Raw genomic sequence first — 16,281 nt, 5'->3', positions numbered from 1 at the left:
TGGCACGACTAATGTTATAATCTTTTTTATTGTCTTTTCTTCGAATTAATAGAGACCAGCTAATTTCATGATAAATATTGCCAAAGCCCCAATTGCAACTGCACTGCTACTTTCTTTTGTGTCGTTTACTTCTTCTGCCAACACACCGCAGCCAGATGCACGCCCAACACCGAATCGTGCTCCAATGGTAACGCCTGACGCACCTAGTGTTGCGGCAAAAGCTTATGTATTGATGGATTATTATTCAGGCCGAGTGATCGCGGAACAAAATGCTTACGACAGCTTAAATCCTGCAAGTTTAACCAAAATGTTGACCAGCTATGTGATTGGCCATGAAGTAAAAGTGGGCAACATTTCAATGGATGATGATGTGCTTATCACCAAGAATGCCTGGTCAAAAAACTTCCCTGATTCATCAAAAATGTTTATTGAAGTCGGTAAAACCGTAAAGGTGGCTGATTTAAATCGCGGTATTGTTATTCAATCAGGTAATGATGCATGTGTGGCCATGGCTGAACATATTGCTGGCACAGAAGGTGCCTTTGTTGATTTAATGAACTCATGGGCAAAGCAGTTAGGCATGAATGACAGCTACTTTGAAAACTCTCACGGTTTAGACTCAGACAACCATAAAACGACCGCATACGATATGGCCATTTTAGGGGCGGCACTTATTCGTGATGTGCCTGAAGAATATCGTGTCTATTCAGAAAAATCTTTTACCTTTAATGGTATCAAACAGTACAACCGTAATGGGCTGCTGTGGGATAACAGTTTAAAAGTAGATGGCATTAAAACAGGGCATACATCTGGTGCGGGTTATAACTTAGTCTCATCAGCTACCAGTGACGATGGCATGCGTTTAATCACTGTCGTGTTAGGTACTAGCAGTGAGTCAGCCCGTAAAGCTGAAAGCAAAAAGTTACTTAACTATGGTTTCCGCTTTTTTGAAACCATCACACCGTATAAAGCGGGTGACACCTTTGTTAGCCAAAAAATCTGGTATGGTGATGTCGATAATGTTGACCTAGGTGTAATGACAGACACCCCTATCACTATCAATCGTGGTAAAGCCAAAGACTTACAAGCTAACTTTGAGCTAACTAAGCCATTAAGTGCACCACTTGCAAAAGGTGAAACTGTTGGTCGAGTATTCTTTCAACTAGATGGAAAAGACATTGCTCAATATCCTTTAGTGACATTAAATACCGTTGAAGAAGGTAGCTGGATCAGTAAATTGATGGACTACTTCAAACAAATGTTTGCTAGCTGGTTTGAATAATCAATAATAATTATACTGAAATCAATTAATTAAAGCCGCTTTAACAGCGGCTTTATTTTTTCAAGTTATCTAAGCCTTGAATCAGGTATAATCACCACCATATTTAGTGTAACAATCACCAATGAGTAATCCGATGCTAAACACCACTTTTGATGAAGTAATGACGTTCCCTAATGCATGTCCATTTAAAGTTATTGGCGATGCTGATGACACCTTGGCCGATCGCGTCGTCGCTGTAGCCCAACAACTCGCCCCTGGTGATTATGTGCCAACCGTTAAAGCATCAAGCAAAGGCAGTTATTATTCGATTACGATCCGCATTACCGTCACCAGCAAAGAGCATATTGAAAAAGCGTATATTGATCTTGCCGCTATTGAGGGCGTAAAACGCGTACTCTAATTGTTAAATGAGTTCTTTATACGTGTAAAACTTGAGTATAATACTCAGGATTGTTTTTAAGCACGTTGAACATACGCGTGACCGGTCCAACTTTTGGGGAGACGTTGCCCTTGCCAGCATCAACATTGCACATTCGCCATCTTGGTATGCAAGACTATCAATCCGTATGGCACGCCATGCAGGAATACACTGACACCCGTGACAGTGATAGCCAAGATGAACTATGGGTTGTCGAGCATCAACCTGTTTTTACCCAAGGTCAAGCGGGTAAAAGTGAGCATATTCTAAATCCTGGCGATATCCTGGTAATCCAAGTAGACCGTGGTGGTCAAGTCACCTATCATGGCCCTGGGCAGCTAGTGGTTTATCCGCTTATCGACATAAAACGTAATAAAATGGGCGTCAGGCAACTGGTTAACAACATAGAGCAAAGCATAGTGGATATGTTAGCGCCCTATGGTGTACAAGCTTACGCAAAAGCCGATGCCCCTGGCGTATATGTACAAGAACGCAAACTAGCCTCATTAGGCTTACGCATTCGAAAAGGCTGTTCATTCCACGGCTTAGCGTTAAACGTCGACATGGACTTAGGTCCATTTCAGCGTATTAACCCCTGTGGTTATGCCGGTCTTGAAATGGTGCAATGCAAAGCGCTCGGCGGCCCACAAACCGTACTTGAAGCTGGCGATAAACTCATTCAAACATTTAGCCAAGTTATGGGCTACCAACAACTTGTGCATCATCAAGGATTAGCAGAATAATGAATAGGCCTGAAAGATTACAACCGGGAGTTAAATTACGTGACGCCGATAAAGTTGCACGCATTCCTATTAAAATTGTACCCTCAGAGCGCGAAACCATGCTGCGCAAGCCAGATTGGTTGCGGGTAAAGCTACCTTCATCTAATACGCGTATTTTAGAAATTAAAGCGGCGCTGCGTAAGAATGGCTTACATTCTGTTTGTGAAGAGGCATCGTGCCCTAACCTAGCGGAATGTTTTAACCACGGTACAGCCACCTTTATGATCCTTGGCGCAATCTGTACTCGCCGTTGCCCGTTTTGTGACGTTGCCCATGGTCGTCCATTAGCCGCTGATGCTGAAGAGCCTAAAAAGCTGGCACAAACCATTGCCGATATGAAGCTTAAATATGTGGTTATCACCTCGGTGGATCGTGATGACTTACGTGATGGCGGCGCCCAACATTTTGCTGACTGTATACGTGAAATTCGTGTTCTAAATCCTGAAATTAAGATCGAAATTTTAGTGCCAGATTTCCGTGGTCGTATTGATGCGGCATTAGAAATTTTAGCCACAGAGCCACCTGATGTGTTCAACCACAATTTAGAAACAGCGCCTAAGCATTATCGTAAAGCGCGTCCAGGTGCTAACTATCAATGGTCATTAGATCTATTGAGAAAATTTAAAGAACGTCACCCTGATGTACCAACAAAGTCAGGTTTGATGATGGGCTTAGGTGAAACTAACGAAGAGATCGCAGAAGTACTGCATGACTTACGTGCCCACAAGGTTGAAATGCTGACTTTAGGCCAATACTTACAACCAAGTAAGTTCCACTTACCGGTTGAACGTTACGTGCCACCAGCAGAGTTTGACGAGCTTAAGGCATTAGCTGACAAACTTGGCTTTACCCATGCAGCATGTGGCCCGCTTGTTCGTTCAAGCTACCATGCAGACTTACAAGCTCAGGGTAAAGAAGTGAAGTAACTTCTTAATTTTAAAGTTTGAACAGAAACGGCGCTTATCGCGCCGTTTTTTTATGCGTAAATCATCTATTACTTGAGTTTGGTTACAGCTCAATCACAATTTATATCATCCTACATTCACTATGTAGATGATTTTTCTTCGATTTAATCTCAAATAACAGAATGAATTAACACAAAATATCACATGCGAAGAATATAAGAAATTCAATATCGGGTATTAACCCGAATGTGGCTATCGATATCTAGGTTAATTAACCCAAGGCTAAATCCATCAAAATCGCATCTTCATGCCCATCATCGGTTGAGTAATATCCCTTGCGGCGACCGCTTTCAACAAAACCTGCTTTTTCATATAACCCAATCGCGCCCATGTTAGATTGACGAACTTCTAGCATAACCACCACTGCATTTAATGCCTTTGCCTGTGCAACTAATGAGGTTAATAAGCGCTTACCTAGCCCTTTACCTTGCACGGCTGGATTAACGCAAATATCTATTAAAGTCACTTCATCAATCACCTGCTGGACAATACTAAACCCCAGTAATTGATCGCCGTCAAACAGCCCTTCGACTCGATATAAATAACCAAAGCAATCTTGCAAGTTAGCTAGACTCAAGGGATGACTATAGGCGCTAGATTCAATAACAAACATGGCTTGAGCATCACTCAAAGATAGTGCGCGTAATTGGAATGAAGTAGCAGATGACATGATTAAGCCTAAATTGAAAATAATAATAAAATGGAAGTAAGCAGGAAGTAGAAATACTGGATAAATATAAGCACGATTACATTAAGCGGTTTTCTCACGCTGTAAACAAATTTGCTGCCACAACTGACGTTTTTCAGCCACACTTTGAACCACATCTTCCAATGGTGCAGTGACTAACCATGCTACCCGTGGACGTCTTTTTACTTTGCGCATATCCCAAACAACCTGCGGACCTTTAATCACTTCGCAATCAAAATCACATTGGTCTGGGGTGATACCTAATTGCGCCAGCACGTTTTCAATAAACTGTTGTTCAGATAAATCTGCATCTACATCGTGTAATACCAAGAAAGGTTTACCGGGTTTGTCAGCGCTACGCCAACGGGTGATGTTCATTGCATCGAGAAAAGCCGATTTGTCCATGTTCACTGTCTATCAATCAATAATGAAATAAGAATATCAGGTTAGCCTAGATGAGGGAAAGCGAATGGATAAAATGCAGCATAAATATAGCAAACTGGCGAAATATGATCTTTTTTGTAACAAAATTCGCAATCCACCTTTGACATGGTTGTTAAATACTTGTTAAATTAGAGCCGCTACTCAATTATTAGTCAATACATACTACTAAAGTACGGATGAGCAAGCGCTAGTAATGCCAATTAAACAGAGCATAATTTAACAATAATTAGCATAAATTCAAGCAAAACCAAAAGGATGTGTCAGACAATGAACAAACTGTTAGTATTAATGCTGCTTATGTTAAGCCTACCTGTTTCAGCTAAATCACTTCCTCCGATCCTTAATTTTTTACCTTCATGTGCGCCTATCATTGTTGATGGTATATATGTTGAAAAAAAACTCACTGGCAGCGCAAATAACAAACTCATAGCAAGTAGTTTTCAACTGATCAGAGAAAAAGCAAAAGAAAAGCGAGTCGATGCCATTATTATTACTAACCTTATTCAAACCAATAAGTTGATCATTACCGCTGATCTAATCGACTTTTGTGATGATAATGACAGTTTGTCATCAATGAGCACCGCATATAACCAACTGAGTCGCAGACCCATTACTTTTGAGCGCTCTGTCACCCCATCGCAAAAAAAAGCCGTTACATCAATTACAATCCCTGAACCTGAAATTGCCATTGCGAGTGCGAGTGTCGAGCCTGTACAAGCTGTGCCAGTAGTAACACGAACAGCCAATACCGCCAGAGCGGGTACGTCAGCAAAAAACTTTACCCCAGCACTGATGACACAATTAGAACTGGCAAAACTTGCCGCCAAAGCAAATAAAGCGGGTAAGATTTCAACAAATATAACCTTATCGGGCGCTTATGGCATTAACATTAATAACTCAACTGAATATGTACTGAATATTCTTGGACCAGCAAGTGCTGTGTTTACTCTTAGCGAAGATACCACAGCATGGTTATATGGCCGTGATTTATGGCTTATTATTGAAAATGACAAAGTACAAAAAATTACTTATAAAGAACATTCATTGCTTAATTACACTGGTAAGAATTTTATTTTATATAATGAAGACTTTGATAATAATTGGCTGATTGATGATAAAGCCGGTTTCCGAGACGATGTGCCTAATGTCCGTGCAAAGCTCAATTATCTGAAGCAGAAATCGAAGGCAGAGTATACTGTTTCAAACCAAAACAATTTATTGAAGTTAGATTTCTCAGAGTTTTCCTCATACAACGGTAATGAACCAGATTTGCTGTTAAGTGGCTTCACCTTTTATTCGCGCCAGTACGATAGAGATGAAAATCAAATTCAGTATTCTGATATTGATAGCAACTTGTTAAATAATTTACTTGTCCCAGTATCTAAACCTAAACCATTAAAAATACAAGACTTAGTGACTCACTATGTACCTAACGTGATCAATTACTCAGATGATGGCAGCTGGGAAGTGTTATCTAAACACATCCAGGTAAAACACGTAGACAATATGATCAAGCAGGTAAAATTATCAGAAAGTATTAATTATCCGGTTGAGTCGGATGAAGACTTTATGCATTTTTTAAAGCAAATGAATATACCTGAAACCAAACAAGCCATGATGGACAAGTATGCAAGCAGTGCGACATTCTGGTTAGAAAAAATGACAGTGACCAACAATGATTATGAGATTAGAGCTGAGTTCACCACTGAGGATAACGATGCCATGCTTATTTCGCTGGAGGTTGAATATTTATAATCGCTCAATGTTAACCTGAGATATTAATCGCTCAATGTTAACGTGAGTTTGAATGTAAAAGATTAATAAAAAATACCGTCACACTTCAAATGCAATAAAAACAAGGGCTGCAAACGCAGCTCTTGTTTTCTAATGCTAACACAACATGATTGATAGACTGATAAAATCAGTCATGAGCTAAAAGGTTACGTGCCTTATCTAAGGTGTCACATACCAACTTAACACCTTCAATCGCTCGCGGTGATGCCCGATGTAAAACATCAGCATCCAATTGATAAATATGCTTGTTTTTAACCGCTGGTAATTCTGGCCACTGTGACCAATTGACCCCCATGACATTTCCTTCATCCAGGCTTTGTAAAATCACTTCAGCATCGGTTAATAATACATTCTCAATACTAATTTGCGGATACTCACTGGCAGCATTATAAAATACATTGGTCCCATTACATGCCTCAATAATATGTTGAATCCAACTTCCCTTAGACACTGTCATTAACGGAGTCGACCACAACTGATAAAAAACCTTAACCTCAGTTTTAAGTTTATGTTGTTGACGAATGTCAGCTAACTGCTGGCGGTAATCAGCTGCCACTTGTTGAGCTTGTTGTGTTTGACCAGTGACTAGCCCTAATTGCTCAATCTCTGTCGCTACATCATCTAAAGATTTAGGATCACTATTAAACACTGTAAAACCCAGCTGCTTAATTTGATTAATATCCTCTAGTTTATTACCACTTGCCCAAACGACCACCAAATCAGGATTAAGCTCAATAATTCGCTCTATTTGAATACCATAATAGCCACCAATACGCGGGATAAACTTTGCTGATTCAGGGTAGTCGGCATAATCTGTCGTCGCAACAATTCTGTCACCAGCACCTATGGCATACAGCATTTCAACGCCGTGGGGAGACAAAGCTACAATACGTTTTGCACTAGTAGCGTGGGCATTTATTTGAGCATTAGCTTGAGTATCTGCCTCCGCTGTTTGTACAAGCGTAGTAAATGATACGGTCACTAAGGCTGCTGCAATCATAGTGAACGAAAAAAAGCGATTAAGTATAAAGTTTGGCAAACGTGTGTCCTTTCCAGTGAAATGCTCATTGTTAATTAATTTTGCTTAGGCGACAGTGGCTAGTCATCGTTATTAGTATTGATGGTTATTAATCACAGTTATTAATCACAGTTATTAATCATAGTTATTAAGCTTTATTACCAAGCATGCAACTTGGCATATTCAAGCAGGTTTTCAGGACGATAACTGTCATCTTGTTGCCAGCGCTCCTTAACTGATGGATGAATTTGTGTTGCACCAACACCTTGAATCACCCGCAATGCTTTTGTCTTTAATCGATAAAACTTGCGTCTGGAATTAACCAACTTGGCCAGCGGGTTAAGCACGACACCATTGAGTAAATGATTTTCAATACTCAGCCCATTTTGCTGTGCTTGTTGCATCATCCATTGCAATGGAATATCTGATAGTCGAGTGCCATCGTCATCGGCAGGATAACTGCCCCCCACATTACTGTGCGCCCCCGCAAACCAAACCTGCTCAATATCAACACTGTCCTTTGATGACCAAATCGTTGGGGTAAAATCTTCTCGATGTTCATCGATTGCTAATGCATGTCGAGCCACTTTGACATTGCCACCAATTTTGGTGTCATAAAATTCATCTTTATCTTCAAAGAGCCCCAAAAATGAAAAAGGGATCCCCATAGCACCAACAGTATCCCAAACTCCCACAAAAGCGACATCACGTGTTGGGTAAGAATACTGATGTCTAAACTCGACAGACTTAATACCGTCTGGCGCATATTTATCATCTTGGGTTTTATAATGATCAAACGCTTTTTGAATATACTTAGCATCTGGCCGTTTGATTATGCCGCAATTATTGATCAACCCCGATAAACAGCGAACCGTGTAAGCACCACGACTAAAACCAAATAACCAAATCTCATCTCCTGGAGAGTAGTTTTGGACAATATACCGATAACCATCGACAATGTTTTTATGTAACCCTCGGCCAGTAGCGCCGCCAATTAACACGTCATGGTAAGAGCCAATGCCCCAATCATAAAATACCTGTTGTGGCTTGCCGTCACTGGCTATCGGGTCAATGGCACGGGAAAATTTAAGCACATTAGTGGCATGATCTTGTTCAACATCAAGCTCAGGCCGATTCCAGGTACCGTCGGCGCACACTACAATCCTTTTGCTCATAGATTCACATCCTTTAATATTTCAACCACTATAGACTAAGGCCCTATTGGAAACTGGTGTAAAAAACAATCTACTATCATAATAAAATATCGTGCTTAGGTACCTATCTTATCGTTATCTTACTCTTATCACTTACACTTAATTGGGCTAAATTATGATAAATCCAACTGATTGCGTACTCATGGTCGTTGATGTTCAAGGAAAACTTGCGCAAGTGATGCAAGACTCGGAACTATTACATCATCGCTTAAGCACATTAATTAAAGGCACTATTCTTTTTGATATGCCTATTATTTGGTTAGAACAACTACCCGATAAACTCGGCACTACCTCACCGGAATTAGCTGAATTGTTATCTCCCCTATGCCAACCTATTGCAAAGCAACATTTCAGTGGCTGGCAATCAAAACAAGTACAAACTTTACTTACCCAAACAGGCCGTAAACAGGTTATTTTATGCGGTATTGAAGCCCATGTTTGTGTTTATCAAACTTGCAAAGATTTACTGCTAAATGACTTTGATGTCCATGTTGTCGCCGATGCAATGTCTTCACGCTCAACGGATAACAAAGTGCTGGGTATTCAAATGATGCTTAATCTGGGTGCGCAGCTAACCAATGTAGAGTCATTACTGTTTGAATTACAACATCAAGCTGAAGGCGATAGATTTAGAGCTTTATTAAAATTGATTAAATGATCTTAACCACTTTATTGACGTATCATTTAATTATCTTTGATTACTGGTCGTCGATTTAAGCCTAATATGAACAAGCCATCTGATACTCAAAAAGCCACTAAAGTGCCAAGCAGCAGAGTCGCACGTTTTTCAGCATTTGGAGGGTTAGCCACCCGGTTAGCTGGCAACATGATTAAAGAAGGGGTTAAACAGTACAGCCAGGGCCAATCGCCGCAGCTGAAAAAACTGATTATGACCCCAACTAATATTGGTCATATTGCAGATAAACTTGCCCAATTACGTGGCGCGGCCATGAAAGTGGGCCAAATGCTGTCAATGGATGCGGGTGAACTACTGCCGTCCGAGTTAACTGACGTGCTGGCCAAGTTACGTTCTGACGCCAATTACATGCCCCATAAACAGCTTCTCGGCGTATTAAAATCCCACTGGGGAGAGAATTGGCTAGATGCTTTTGGTCAATTTGAATTACGCCCTTTTGCGGCAGCATCAATCGGCCAAGTTCATCTTGCTTATCTAGCCACAGGAGAAAAGCTGGCGGTAAAAATTCAATATCCTGGTATTAAAGACAGCATTGATAGCGACATTGATAATGTGGCTTCATTATTAAAAATGTCAGGCTTAGTGCCAAACAACGTCAAACTTGACGAGCTACTGTCGCACGCTAAACAGCAACTACATCATGAAGCAGATTACCTTCACGAAGCAGCCTTGTTAACGCAATATCAGCAATGGGTTAAACACCAAAACTATTTTATTGTGCCAAAAATTTATCCCGCACTGAGCAACGATAGTATTTTATGTATGGAGTTTATTGAAGGCCTACCTATAGAATCTATCGCCTCGTTAGATCAACACACACGGGACAGTGTGGCCAGCAGATTATTGCAGTTATTTCTTGATGAGTTATTTACCTTTAAGCTTATTCAAACCGATGCTAATTTTGGTAATTTTCAGTATCAAGCAGACACAGACTGCATAATATTACTTGATTTTGGTGCCACCCGACCAATATCAAACGCCTTATCAGAGGGTTATAAATTACTGATGCAGGGCGCCATGACCAGTGATTTAGAATTAATCACCACCGCAGCATCACAAATCGGTTTCTTCCAAGACAACATTTCAGCTGAGCAACAAGCACTTATTGTCGATATTTTTCATCAGGCGTGCGAACCGTTAAGATGCAATGGCGAATATGATTTTGCCCAAAGCCAATTAGCAAAAAAAATTACCGATGCAGCTAAAGTAATGAGCACCCAACAAGATGAATGGCACACACCACCAATGGATGCTATTTTTATACACCGTAAATTGGCTGGCATTTATTTGTTGGCTGCTAAAATTAAAGCCAAGGTCAATGTACAGGCATTATTTTCTGTTCATCAAGCCATTGATGTCAAAAAACCGTTGTAACATGCCATAACCACCTCTTTAAGAGCAGACAGTTGTGCACTATATGATGCTCAACCAACATCAGATATTATCTTGGAAAATGTATGAATAACGGCTTAAAAATCAGTTTGACCAGTTTGTGTTTAATGAGTTTATTAATATCTCCCCAAAACCAGGCTCATACGGAAACGGTGACCCAAACTAGATCGGGCAGCACCAGCCAACAAGGTGAGTTTGTCATTGCAAAAATAGCTGATGGCGTTTATCTGCATCATTCATATTTAACAGTCACAGACTTTGGCTTAGTTGAAGCCAATGGGCTTGTGGTCGTGCAAGATAAACAAGCTTACATCATAGATACACCATGGACAGACAGCGATACAGCGCTGTTACTTCAATGGATAACACAGCAAGGTTTCACTCCAGTCTCTAGTATTTCGACCCATTCACATCAAGATCGCGCCGGTGGCATAGGTTATTTAAATAATCATGGGGTACAAACCATTGTATCTGACCGTACCCAAGATATTTTAGCCGTTAATAATAAACCTCAAGCAAGCATGGCCTTTAAAGGTAGTCGTTATACTATAAAGTCTGATCTTATTGAGATATATGATCTCGGTGCAGGGCATACCAAAGATAACTTGGTTGTTTGGTTGCCCAAACAGCAAATGCTATTCGGCGGTTGTTTAATCAAATCACTCGATTCAAAAACCATGGGCTATATTGGCGAGGCCGATATGCAGGCATGGCCGACAACGATCAATAAAATAAGTCAACAGTTCCCTAACATTAACCTGGTTATTCCGGTCATGGTGCCAGTGGTGACACGGCATTACTCAGCCACACCATTCAACTAGTTGAGCAATATAATCGTACACAGTAATATTACTAAAATCAGGCAACCCAGCTCCAAAAATAAGTCTACTAATCGAACTCAATGAGTTCATATACGGAGAGTCACCATGTTTAGTCACATCATGATCGGCGTTAATGATATTGAAAAATCAAAAAAGTTTTACGATGCCATTTTAGGCACTTTAGGCCATGCACCAGGCGTGATAGATGATAAAGGCCGCTGCTTTTACTTTACTCCTACAGGTATTTTTGCATTAACTAAACCGATTAACGGTGAGCCTGCTTGTCACGGTAACGGCACCACTATTGGTTTTGCCGCTGAAACCCCAGCCATTGCCGATGCATGGGAAGCGATGGGCGTGAAAAGTGGCGGTACCGCCTGCGAAGGAGCACCAGGTTTACGCCAAGGCCCTGAATTTGAATTGTATCTGGCCTATTTACGCGATCCAGATGGTAATAAACTGTGTGCACTGCATAGAGTGGCTAAAGACTAATCTACGTCTGCAATAACAAGGTGGGCGAAGCGTTGATACTGCGCCCATTTTTATTATAAAACACACTTTTAAATATAATATCCTCTAGATCACACTAAGGTCTATTGAGCCTTCGAGCTTGGAACACAGCTTAAAGTAATAACACTTATAGATGCATCACAATCCACTACAGGGTAAAATAATCGCCCTTTTGTGTAGTAAGAGTGTGTAATGGCTGTTAATGACCCCTGTTTTATTCTTTTCAATGACAGTATTGCCGAGCACATCTTACCGGAGTCGTTTACTTTTCCGTTTTATTACCAACCCCACCCCATGTGCATACAGGCTGCAGAGCAATTACAGCAAGACTTGTTAAATACAAATCCCTGGCAACATAACTTTGGCTTAGATCCTAAAAATGATCGTGGCATGGTCATAGGTAAAATGTTTGGTGTACTGGTTGTTAAAGACCAACAGGACAAGCTAGGATTTTTAGCGGCATTCTCAGGCAAACTAGCAGATCAAAATATTTTGCCTCCCTTTGTGCCACCTGTGTTTGACATGTTAACTAAAGACAGCTTTTTTAGTGTTGAAAACAAACAAATCAATGATATCACTCAACTCATAACTCAGTATGAAGCGGATCCTGAATTAGCCAGACTCGTTGAGCTTTTAGCGGTTCAACAGCAGCAAGCAGAAAATGACCTCACACAGCTGCGATCATTCATTATTGAAAATCGTAAACACAGAAAAGATCAGCGTGAGCAGGCTGATTTAGCCTTAGCCCAAAATAATATCACCGCGGAGGCATTTACATCATTGTCGATTGAACTGAGCCGCCAGAGTGTGCAACAAAAATTTCAACTTGCTGAGTTAAAACAGCATTGGGCAACCAAGGTCGACGATACCCAGCAACAGCTTGATACACGACAACAGCAAATAAGCCAATTAAAAAAGCAGCGCAAACAGCTTTCTAATCAACTGCAAAAGAAGTTATTTAATCAGTACCAATTTTTAAATGTGTTAGCAGAAAGCAAAGACTTAAACACAATATTTCACGATGCCCCTAATCATCTTTCTCCTGCAGGTGCCGGCGAATGCGCGGCGCCTAAACTATTACAATATGCGTTTCAGCATCAGTTAACCCCTATTGCCATGGCTGAGTTTTGGTGGGGTTCATCACCTAAATCAGAAATAAAGCAGCATAAAAACTTCTATCCGGCCTGCCACAGTAAATGCCGTCCTATATTGGCACACATGCTTAAAGGCATGACAGTCGACCCAGACCCATTACTTGTCAATACTGCAGTCGATAAGCACATTGAAATAGTCTATCAAGATAAAGATTTAGCGATTATCAATAAACCCGCTGAAATGCTCTCTGTGGCAGGTAAAAATGTTACCGACTCAGTGCAAACCAGAATGAAACAGTTATTTCCCCAAGCAAGTGGCCCGCTTATTGTCCATCGGCTTGATATGTCGACTTCAGGGCTAATGGTAATAGCATTAACTAAAGACGCTAATAAAGCATTACAACAACAGTTTATTAACCGCACAGTCATTAAACGCTATATTGCCTTAGTTGACGGTAAACCTAAGAGCCCAAATGGCACAATCAACTTACCGCTTAGAGTCGATTTAAATGATCGCCCCAAGCAACTAGTTTGTTATGAACACGGTAAACAAGCAGAAACCTACTGGGAAGTGTATAAACACAAAGGCGCCCGCACCCTTTTACACTTATATCCCAAAACAGGACGTACTCATCAACTTAGAATGCATTGCGCCCACCATTTAGGTTTAGGGCTACCCATTGTGGGGGATGATTTATATGGCATACAAGAAGATAGGTTGCATCTGCACGCTGCATTTATCGGTTTTAACCATCCAACCAGCAATGCCTGGATCGAATTTAATACTTTTGCTGATTTTGAGTGATCAATATCAAAGAACCGCAGGTTAAAGTTAATTAGACTATTTTATCAGCATTAAAAAAGGCCAATAACCGCAACAATGTGAAGTTTGCGTCAAATAGACATTACACACTTAACAAGATCAATCCTTGATAAATAGTGGCGATGTTAAAAAATATAGGTTAATGTAACAAATTATATCTGTGCTAATTGTCACTTCTACTTGTCGCTTTAGACTGCTAGCACCTAAAACATGACAAACAAAGTAACGTTTACACCAAACGTTGCTGCAGTTGTAATCTACCCCCTGATTAACTATAAATATAATTATAAGCTCAAGCACTATTAAGGATAAAAGTGGAACTATGAAAGAATGGTATTTCTCACATAATGGTGAAGTTAGCGGGCCGCTAGGCTTGACGGACTCAAACAAGTTTATCGAAAAAAAACCAGACTCCTATGCCTGGCATCCTTCTTATGCACAATGGATACCTGTCAGTCATGTTGATGAATTTGATATCGTCATCACACCACCACCTCCGCCTCAAGCAATCCCTAAAAAGTTGATTGAGCGTTTTATAGCTAAAGAACAAGAGCTTAATACCGCACTTAGTCGAATTGAAACCACGATAAAATCTCTTGGCACTTCACTGGCTGATTTTGATCGTGATACCAATAAGACTAAAACGGTAACCCAGAATTTAAATCAAGAAGTTAAAACAACAATCCGAAGTGTTAATGAGCAGTATGAGGCTTTACAAAGAACTCTTGCTGGCGTCGCAACAAAGTAATGATTCCAAATCATATTTGCGATAACTCTTAATCACTGTTGATAACGACTAAATAAGAATAATGACTATGAAAAAATGGTTTTTTTCACATGATGGCGACGTAACAGGGCCATTAACCGAAGTTGAGGCTATTACGTTTGTACAAAACCAGCCTAACTGTTATGGCTGGCACCCAGCATTTTCACAATGGCTGCCTGTTAGCCATATTAGTGAGTTTTCTGGTTTAGTGTCACAGCCTGAATCACCTGCTCAGATTCCAAAAGAGCTGATTAATGAGTTTACTTCTAAGCGACGTGAGTTGACTGAAAAGCTCGTTGAAATGGATGAGTCGATTAAATACTCTAAAACTTATCTATATGAATTAGAACAAGAAATAAACATATACAAGCGACTTACCAGTAAGTTAAGCGATGAAGTTAGAAATAATATCAGCACCATTGAAAGTCGATATGAAGGTTACCAAACCCTTTTTGAAGAACTTATTCACGCTGTCAGTATTGCTAAATCTGAAATAGCTGAAGTGACTGCCGAGTTTGATAAGCGCCTAGAAGCAAGAGAAAAAGATCAAGCTTCAGTGCCAACACCGCCACAAGTAACATTAGATGCTTCTATTACTTCAAGTGCTGCCTCAAGCGCATCATTTGAACCATTAGCGACGAAACCAACATCTATCGATCCTGTCGCCACTCAAGCATTATCTCTTGATCCTGTAGCAACTAAGTCAGCCTCATTAGACCCTATTGCCAGCACAGGATTATCATTAGATCCTGTAGCCACCAAAACAGTGCCTGTCGATCCTATTATCAGTAAAACAATCACCTTAGATAACGTTGCTGAAATTAGACCCAGAACAGCATCGTTAGACCCTCAGCCTATCCGACCATCGGCCAGCATGGACAATGTTGCTGTACGCTTGAAGCCAGGGGAATCCATTGATGATATTACGCCAAAAAAGTCGCAAGAGAAAATTGACAACATTCAATTTTCTGAAGAACTGAAAAACAATATAGAACAAAAGCTCGAGAAAGTTTTTGAAGCAAGCCCTGCTGTACCTGATGAAAAGTCTAGTTCAAAAACTGAACCAGAAAAATCAAAAGCTGAACCGTCTGCGAAATTGCAAGGCGTGACCAGTATTTTAAAATCAGTATTCAGAGGCGATAAAAAAGTTGAGCCAAAGCAAGAAGTCAAAATGGAATCACCGGTATCTTTAGCCCACAGCAATGATGATCTAGATGATGATCTAGATGATGATTTTCTTGATAATGAAGAAAGAAATGGTACTGACGGAGAACCTACTACAGCAGACAAAGAAGGCCGAATGCGCCGCCGCAGTAGAAGGCGTCGTTAGTATTTAGCACCTTATAGTACAAGTAAAATAAGCACTCATAAAAAATGGTCAACTTAATTAAGTTGGCCATTTTTATTTATTCCAATACTATTATTTTAACCATTGTAGATATCTCATCAGCAAGGCTGTAACACGATTTAGTTGGCTCAGAATCGAGGTGGGTAAGATCAACTTTTATAACAATAGTTAACACTTTATCAGAGGTAAAGCTCTCCAGCCTGTGCTGTACTATGGTGTTAAAAA

At 40.4% G+C, this 16,281-nt stretch carries 16 protein-coding genes; 12 read left to right on the top strand and 4 right to left on the bottom strand.

The features are described 5' to 3' along the window. Positions 1 to 67: 67 nt before the first annotated feature. From L0B17_RS06065 to lipA, 4 genes are all read left to right on the top strand, one after another. Positions 68 to 1,282: a serine hydrolase gene (locus L0B17_RS06065; RefSeq protein ID WP_235088364.1), complete on the top strand. Its 1,215-nt coding sequence runs from the start codon at positions 68 to 70 to the stop codon at positions 1,280 to 1,282. A 133-nt stretch (positions 1,283 to 1,415) separates the two neighbouring features. Next, positions 1,416 to 1,682 carry a DUF493 family protein YbeD gene (gene ybeD / locus L0B17_RS06060; protein ID WP_235088363.1) on the top strand — a complete coding sequence of 89 codons (267 nt, stop codon included), beginning with the start codon at positions 1,416 to 1,418 and terminating at the stop codon, positions 1,680 to 1,682. 110 nt (positions 1,683 to 1,792) lie between these two features. After that, positions 1,793 to 2,443 carry a lipoyl(octanoyl) transferase LipB gene (lipB, locus tag L0B17_RS06055; RefSeq protein WP_235088361.1) on the top strand — a complete coding sequence of 217 codons (651 nt, stop codon included), beginning with the start codon at positions 1,793 to 1,795 and terminating at the stop codon, positions 2,441 to 2,443. Further along, on the top strand, positions 2,443 to 3,408 hold the full coding sequence (gene lipA, locus L0B17_RS06050) for a lipoyl synthase (RefSeq protein WP_235088359.1): 966 nt from the start codon (positions 2,443 to 2,445) through the stop codon (positions 3,406 to 3,408). The genes lipB and lipA overlap by 1 nt, the downstream gene beginning before the upstream one ends. Positions 3,409 to 3,658: 250 nt before the next feature. On the opposite strand, the gene rimI is transcribed toward lipA, so the two are convergent. Both rimI and L0B17_RS06040 read right to left on the bottom strand, forming a co-directional pair. Beyond that, complete coding sequence (gene rimI, locus L0B17_RS06045; RefSeq protein WP_443019925.1) at positions 3,659 to 4,117, bottom strand: ribosomal protein S18-alanine N-acetyltransferase; 459 nt, start codon at positions 4,115 to 4,117, stop codon at positions 3,659 to 3,661. Positions 4,118 to 4,198: 81 nt separating this feature from the next. Next, positions 4,199 to 4,540, bottom strand: coding sequence for a DNA polymerase III subunit psi (locus tag L0B17_RS06040; RefSeq protein WP_235088357.1), 342 nt, complete (start codon positions 4,538 to 4,540; stop codon positions 4,199 to 4,201). Positions 4,541 to 4,846: 306 nt separating this feature from the next. On the opposite strand from L0B17_RS06040, the gene L0B17_RS06035 reads away from it, so the two are divergent. Beyond that, a complete protein-coding gene (locus L0B17_RS06035; RefSeq protein ID WP_235088355.1) occupies positions 4,847 to 6,334 on the top strand; it encodes a hypothetical protein in 1,488 nt (495 codons plus the stop codon). A gap of 166 nt (positions 6,335 to 6,500) precedes the next feature. Here L0B17_RS06035 and L0B17_RS06030 read toward each other — a convergent pair whose 3' ends face one another. Both L0B17_RS06030 and L0B17_RS06025 read right to left on the bottom strand, forming a co-directional pair. After that, positions 6,501 to 7,412 carry a cobalamin-binding protein gene (locus L0B17_RS06030; RefSeq protein ID WP_235088354.1) on the bottom strand — a complete coding sequence of 304 codons (912 nt, stop codon included), beginning with the start codon at positions 7,410 to 7,412 and terminating at the stop codon, positions 6,501 to 6,503. Positions 7,413 to 7,549: 137 nt separating this feature from the next. Then, a complete protein-coding gene (locus tag L0B17_RS06025) occupies positions 7,550 to 8,566 on the bottom strand; it encodes a DUF2235 domain-containing protein (protein ID WP_235088352.1) in 1,017 nt (338 codons plus the stop codon). 154 nt (positions 8,567 to 8,720) lie between these two features. On the opposite strand from L0B17_RS06025, the gene L0B17_RS06020 reads away from it, so the two are divergent. From L0B17_RS06020 to L0B17_RS05990, 7 genes are all read left to right on the top strand, one after another. Next, a complete protein-coding gene (locus L0B17_RS06020; RefSeq protein WP_235088351.1) occupies positions 8,721 to 9,263 on the top strand; it encodes a hydrolase in 543 nt (180 codons plus the stop codon). Between the two features lie 66 nt (positions 9,264 to 9,329). Then, positions 9,330 to 10,676 carry an ABC1 kinase family protein gene (locus L0B17_RS06015; RefSeq protein ID WP_235088349.1) on the top strand — a complete coding sequence of 449 codons (1,347 nt, stop codon included), beginning with the start codon at positions 9,330 to 9,332 and terminating at the stop codon, positions 10,674 to 10,676. A gap of 83 nt (positions 10,677 to 10,759) precedes the next feature. Next, complete coding sequence (gene bla, locus L0B17_RS06010; protein WP_235088347.1) at positions 10,760 to 11,515, top strand: subclass B1 metallo-beta-lactamase; 756 nt, start codon at positions 10,760 to 10,762, stop codon at positions 11,513 to 11,515. Between the two features lie 105 nt (positions 11,516 to 11,620). Continuing rightward, positions 11,621 to 12,007, top strand: a complete 387-nt coding sequence (locus L0B17_RS06005; protein ID WP_235088346.1) for a VOC family protein — start codon at positions 11,621 to 11,623, stop codon at positions 12,005 to 12,007. 210 nt (positions 12,008 to 12,217) lie between these two features. Next, positions 12,218 to 13,924, top strand: a complete 1,707-nt coding sequence (locus L0B17_RS06000) for an RluA family pseudouridine synthase (RefSeq protein WP_235088344.1) — start codon at positions 12,218 to 12,220, stop codon at positions 13,922 to 13,924. A gap of 340 nt (positions 13,925 to 14,264) precedes the next feature. Further along, positions 14,265 to 14,690 carry a DUF4339 domain-containing protein gene (locus L0B17_RS05995; RefSeq protein WP_235088343.1) on the top strand — a complete coding sequence of 142 codons (426 nt, stop codon included), beginning with the start codon at positions 14,265 to 14,267 and terminating at the stop codon, positions 14,688 to 14,690. A gap of 67 nt (positions 14,691 to 14,757) precedes the next feature. After that, positions 14,758 to 16,038: a DUF4339 domain-containing protein gene (locus tag L0B17_RS05990; RefSeq protein WP_235088341.1), complete on the top strand. Its 1,281-nt coding sequence runs from the start codon at positions 14,758 to 14,760 to the stop codon at positions 16,036 to 16,038. The last annotated feature ends 243 nt before the right edge of the window (positions 16,039 to 16,281 follow it).

The sequence above is a fragment of the Shewanella sp. OMA3-2 genome (assembly GCF_021513195.1).
Lineage (GTDB): Bacteria > Pseudomonadota > Gammaproteobacteria > Enterobacterales > Shewanellaceae > Shewanella.
Note: the sequence above shows the minus strand (reverse complement) of the source record. Positions and strands in the feature narration are given on the sequence as shown.

Bases quoted from the DNA above. Each gene is read 5' to 3' on its own strand.
- L0B17_RS06065 (WP_235088364.1), top strand. From the start codon at position 68: ATGATAAATATTGCCAAAGCCCCAATTGCAACTGCACTGCTACTTTCT.
- ybeD (WP_235088363.1), top strand. From the start codon at position 1,416: ATGCTAAACACCACTTTTGATGAAGTAATGACGTTCCCTAATGCATGT.
- lipA (WP_235088359.1), top strand. From the start codon at position 2,443: ATGAATAGGCCTGAAAGATTACAACCGGGAGTTAAATTACGTGACGCC.
- rimI (WP_443019925.1), bottom strand. From the start codon at position 4,117: ATGTCATCTGCTACTTCATTCCAATTACGCGCACTATCTTTGAGTGAT.
- L0B17_RS06040 (WP_235088357.1), bottom strand. From the start codon at position 4,540: ATGGACAAATCGGCTTTTCTCGATGCAATGAACATCACCCGTTGGCGT.
- L0B17_RS06035 (WP_235088355.1), top strand. From the start codon at position 4,847: ATGAACAAACTGTTAGTATTAATGCTGCTTATGTTAAGCCTACCTGTT.
- L0B17_RS06025 (WP_235088352.1), bottom strand. From the start codon at position 8,566: ATGAGCAAAAGGATTGTAGTGTGCGCCGACGGTACCTGGAATCGGCCT.
- L0B17_RS06020 (WP_235088351.1), top strand. From the start codon at position 8,721: ATGATAAATCCAACTGATTGCGTACTCATGGTCGTTGATGTTCAAGGA.
- L0B17_RS06015 (WP_235088349.1), top strand. From the start codon at position 9,330: ATGAACAAGCCATCTGATACTCAAAAAGCCACTAAAGTGCCAAGCAGC.
- bla (WP_235088347.1), top strand. From the start codon at position 10,760: ATGAATAACGGCTTAAAAATCAGTTTGACCAGTTTGTGTTTAATGAGT.
- L0B17_RS06005 (WP_235088346.1), top strand. From the start codon at position 11,621: ATGTTTAGTCACATCATGATCGGCGTTAATGATATTGAAAAATCAAAA.
- L0B17_RS06000 (WP_235088344.1), top strand. From the start codon at position 12,218: ATGGCTGTTAATGACCCCTGTTTTATTCTTTTCAATGACAGTATTGCC.
- L0B17_RS05995 (WP_235088343.1), top strand. From the start codon at position 14,265: ATGAAAGAATGGTATTTCTCACATAATGGTGAAGTTAGCGGGCCGCTA.
- L0B17_RS05990 (WP_235088341.1), top strand. From the start codon at position 14,758: ATGAAAAAATGGTTTTTTTCACATGATGGCGACGTAACAGGGCCATTA.